The sequence below is a fragment of the Hydrogenimonas sp. genome (genome assembly GCF_029933015.1).
In the GTDB taxonomy this organism is placed as follows: Bacteria; Campylobacterota; Campylobacteria; order Campylobacterales; family Hydrogenimonadaceae; genus Hydrogenimonas.
The window spans coordinates 1-3426 of sequence record NZ_JAOZOZ010000163.1; the positions used below are offsets into that span (position 1 = coordinate 1).

A 3426-nucleotide genomic window follows, 5' to 3' on the forward strand; every position below is an offset into this window, starting at 1 on the left:
GACGATGATACCGTCCCGATCGGCCAGCAGATAGTCGCCGTTTCGGAAAACGGCTCCCGCGAAGGAGAGTTCCACGTCACGCCGGGCCGGATTGTGCTCGAAGCTCTTGCGCGGGCAGGTCCCCAGCGCCCAGAGCCCCACCGGAATCGTCGTGGTGACGTGGATGTCGCGGACATAGCCGTGGACGAGTATCCCGGCCCACCCGTTGTGGTGGGCCAGTTTCATAAGGTTTTCGCCCACCACCGCCTCGTAGGCCCCGTCGACGTCGACGACGATGAAGCGGTCGTGCCCCTCCTCCTTCAGCAGCGCGATCAGCTCGGTGTTGTTTCTCTCCAGTTTCAGGGTCACGATGGGGCCGTAACAGCTCGTCGCGCCGCCATAGGGCCTGAAAAGGGGATCGAGCACCTGCACCTTCTCTTTGCACTCGTCGCAGATATCCGCCGTGAAGAATTTCATTTTTTCGCCTTTTTTCGGAAAATTATACTCAAAAACATCCATGATTTGGATAGAATATCACTCATAATTTCCCACTGAAGAAGAATCCGGATGAAAGTAGTCACAGGAGTGGTCGGCAACGACATCCACGTCGTCGCCAACCGTCTCATAGAAATCTCTCTCAAAGAGCGCGGTTTTACCGTCTTCAATCTCGGTGTCAACACCTATCTCGAAGAGTTCCTCGACGCCGTCGTCGAAACCGACGCCGACGTCCTGCTCATCTCCTCCCTCAACGGCGAAGCCGAAGGGTGGTGCCGGGACCTGCAGATTCTCAAAAAATCGTACCGTTTCAGAAAGCGCGTCGTCTTCATGATCGGGGGCAATCTGGGCGTCGGCGAAATGGACCCGACGACGCTCGTGCCCAAATTCAAGGGATACGGTTTCGATCTGGTTTTCCATCAGGTGGACCTCAACGAGGGGCTCGACAAACTCGAAGCCTTCCTGAAGGAGAGCGTATGAGTCTCTTCCGCCGCGAACGGGAGATCATCACCCGCAACGAATATGTCGACCATTTCGACTTCGACGAGATCGAGGAGTTCGTCAGAAACGCCAGCAAAGAGCTTTTCATCTCCCACCGCTTCAAAACTTCCGACGCGATGCAGGTGCAGCCCAGGGGCGGTTTTCCGACCTACGAGAAGGTCTTTCGGCTCTACGAGGAGTTCAAGGCCGCCGGCGTCGATATCCTGCCGCTGACGATCGACTCGAACACCCGTCTCAACGACTACGCCACCGCCAGAAAGATGCTGGCCCTTTCGGAAGAGAACGACGTGGACATGCTCAACGGCTACCCCCTCATCAACCACGGCTACCGCACGACGAGAAAGATGATCACCCATTTCGACACGCCGGTGAGCCTGCGCCACGGCACCCCCGACGCCAGGCTGCTGGTGGAGATGGCGCTCGCTTCGGGAATCTTCGAGATCGAGGGAGGCCCCATCACCTACCTTCTCCCCTACTCCAAGAACTTCCCCCTCGACAAAGCCTTTCTCTACTGGAAGTACGTGGAGAAGGTGTGCGCCCTCTACTCCGAATACAACGAACCGATCAACCGCGAATCCTTCGGACCTCTCAGCGCCACGCTCCAGCCTCCGGTCATCGTCATCGTCATCCAGATCATCGAGATGCTTTTGAGTCTGGAGGAGGGAGTCAAATCCTTCTCGGTCAGCTTCTCCCAGAGCGGTTCGATGATCCAGGACGTGGTGACGGCCAACGTTTTGATGAAACTCTCGCGCCGATACGCCGACATGTTCGGATTCCACGACGCCGACATCCATCTGGTCTACCACCAGTGGATGGGCGCCTTCCCCTACAACAAGGAGTACTCCGACGCCCTGATCACCGCCTCCACCGTCATCGCGGCGATGGTGGGCGCCGACAAGATCATCACCAAAACCCGCAACGAAGCCTTCGGCATCCCCACCAAAGAGGCCAACGCCCGGGCCGTCGCCAGCGTCAAATATACGCTGGGAATGCTCCGGGGATTGCCGAAAGTGCGCGACGAAGAGGAGGAGGAGAATCTCACCAACATGGTCGACGAGATCATGGAAGCGGTGCTGAACGACCCCGCCGACACCCTCTGGCGCAAAGTCTTCAACGCCATCAAGCGCGGCCATATCGAGATCCCCTTCTCGCCCCACATCATCAACGCCAACGAAGTGATCACGATCCGCGACCCCAATCAGAACATCCGCATTCTCGAACGGGGAAAACTCCCGATCTCCGACCGGAGCTTCGCCTACGAGCGCTCGAAAATCGCCCTCAAAGAGGGTGAGAGGGTGGTCGACAAAATCATCAAAGACATCGGAATCATGCTATGACCAGACTTCTCTTCGACATCGGCAGCACCTACTTCAAAGTGGCCGAAGAGGGCACCATCCGCCAATACTTCCGGGATTTCGGCCGGCCCATCTTCGACGATCTGATGGACAAATGCGGCGACCTGATCAAAAGACACTCCCCCGACGAGATCCGCATCTGCAGCTCCGCCAACGGCGGGCTCAGCACGCTGATCATAGGCCTGAGCAACTCCTTCAGCCTCAAATACGCCGTCAACATCGCCTTCAATTCGGGCATCAACATCATCGATACGGTACTCTACCCCGACATCGACAGCGCCACGGCCCCGCTGGAGACGGTGGATGTCGTCATCGTCGTCGGCGGTATCGACGGGGTCGGCGGCATCTTCGACGAGAGGCTCTTCGGATTTTTGGAAAAGGTCCACTACGAAAACATCGTCTACGTGGGCAGCGCCGACGACCGGGACTATCTGGCCGACCATATCGACCATCTCGTGATCCTCGACAATATCATCACCGACCGGCTCAAGATCAACGAGGGGGAGCTCAAAACCTACCTGACCGACCTCTACCAGGCCGACATCATGGGCAAGGAAGACATCAAACAGCTCTACCACATCACGGCCAACCAGATCTACTCCACCCCCTACGTCGTCAACCTGGCCCTCCCCCACGTCAAGGAGAAGCTCGACGTCGCAGACCCCTACATCGTCATCGACATCGGCGGGGCGACGACCGACATCCACTACAGTCGCGACCTGGTGAGCGACAACATCGTGGGCGAAGGGGGCTACGACCGGCTCGTCTTCAAGAAGCTGGGGGTCTACAAATCCCGCGAGAGCCTGATCCACACGGCCAGGCAGAACGAATTCGTCTTCGAACTGCTGAACCATCTTGGCGTGACCGAAAACATCCTGGAGGAACGGAGCGAAAAGGCGACGAAGATACTGATGCAGCTGGCGATCTTTCTGGTGCTCTACAAAGTCTCCAGACACCACGCCGACTATATCGAACTCAAACTCGAAAACCTCAACAGCATCGTCCTCACGGGCGGCATCACCAAACTCCTGAGCCAGGAGGAGGCCGAAGAGATCGTCGGCTTCTTCTACAAAAAACTGCTCCACTTCCACCAGAT

The 3426-nt window shown here is 57.4% G+C and carries 4 protein-coding genes; 3 read left to right on the top strand and 1 reads right to left on the bottom strand.

Annotated elements, in window-relative coordinates; all coding sequences use genetic code 11:
• Window positions 1–456: ribonuclease E activity regulator RraA (rraA, locus tag Q1K23_RS08660; protein ID WP_300363879.1), on the bottom strand; the 456-nt coding region annotated here is incomplete at its 3' end.
• Window positions 457–546: 90 nt separating this feature from the next.
• On the opposite strand from rraA, the gene glmS reads away from it, so the two are divergent.
• From glmS to Q1K23_RS08675, 3 genes are all read left to right on the top strand, one after another.
• The gene (gene glmS / locus Q1K23_RS08665; RefSeq protein WP_300363880.1) at window positions 547–954 is read left to right on the top strand and encodes a methylaspartate mutase subunit S; all 408 of its coding nucleotides are present in this window, start codon (window positions 547–549) and stop codon (window positions 952–954) included.
• Window positions 951–2312 (top strand): methylaspartate mutase, encoded by a 1362-nt coding sequence (locus Q1K23_RS08670; protein WP_300363882.1) that lies wholly within the window; start codon window positions 951–953, stop codon window positions 2310–2312. Before glmS ends, Q1K23_RS08670 begins: the two co-directional genes overlap by 4 nt.
• On the top strand, window positions 2309–3426 hold a 1118-nt coding region (locus Q1K23_RS08675), incomplete at its 3' end, for a glutamate mutase L (protein WP_300363883.1). The genes Q1K23_RS08670 and Q1K23_RS08675, both read left to right, overlap by 4 nt.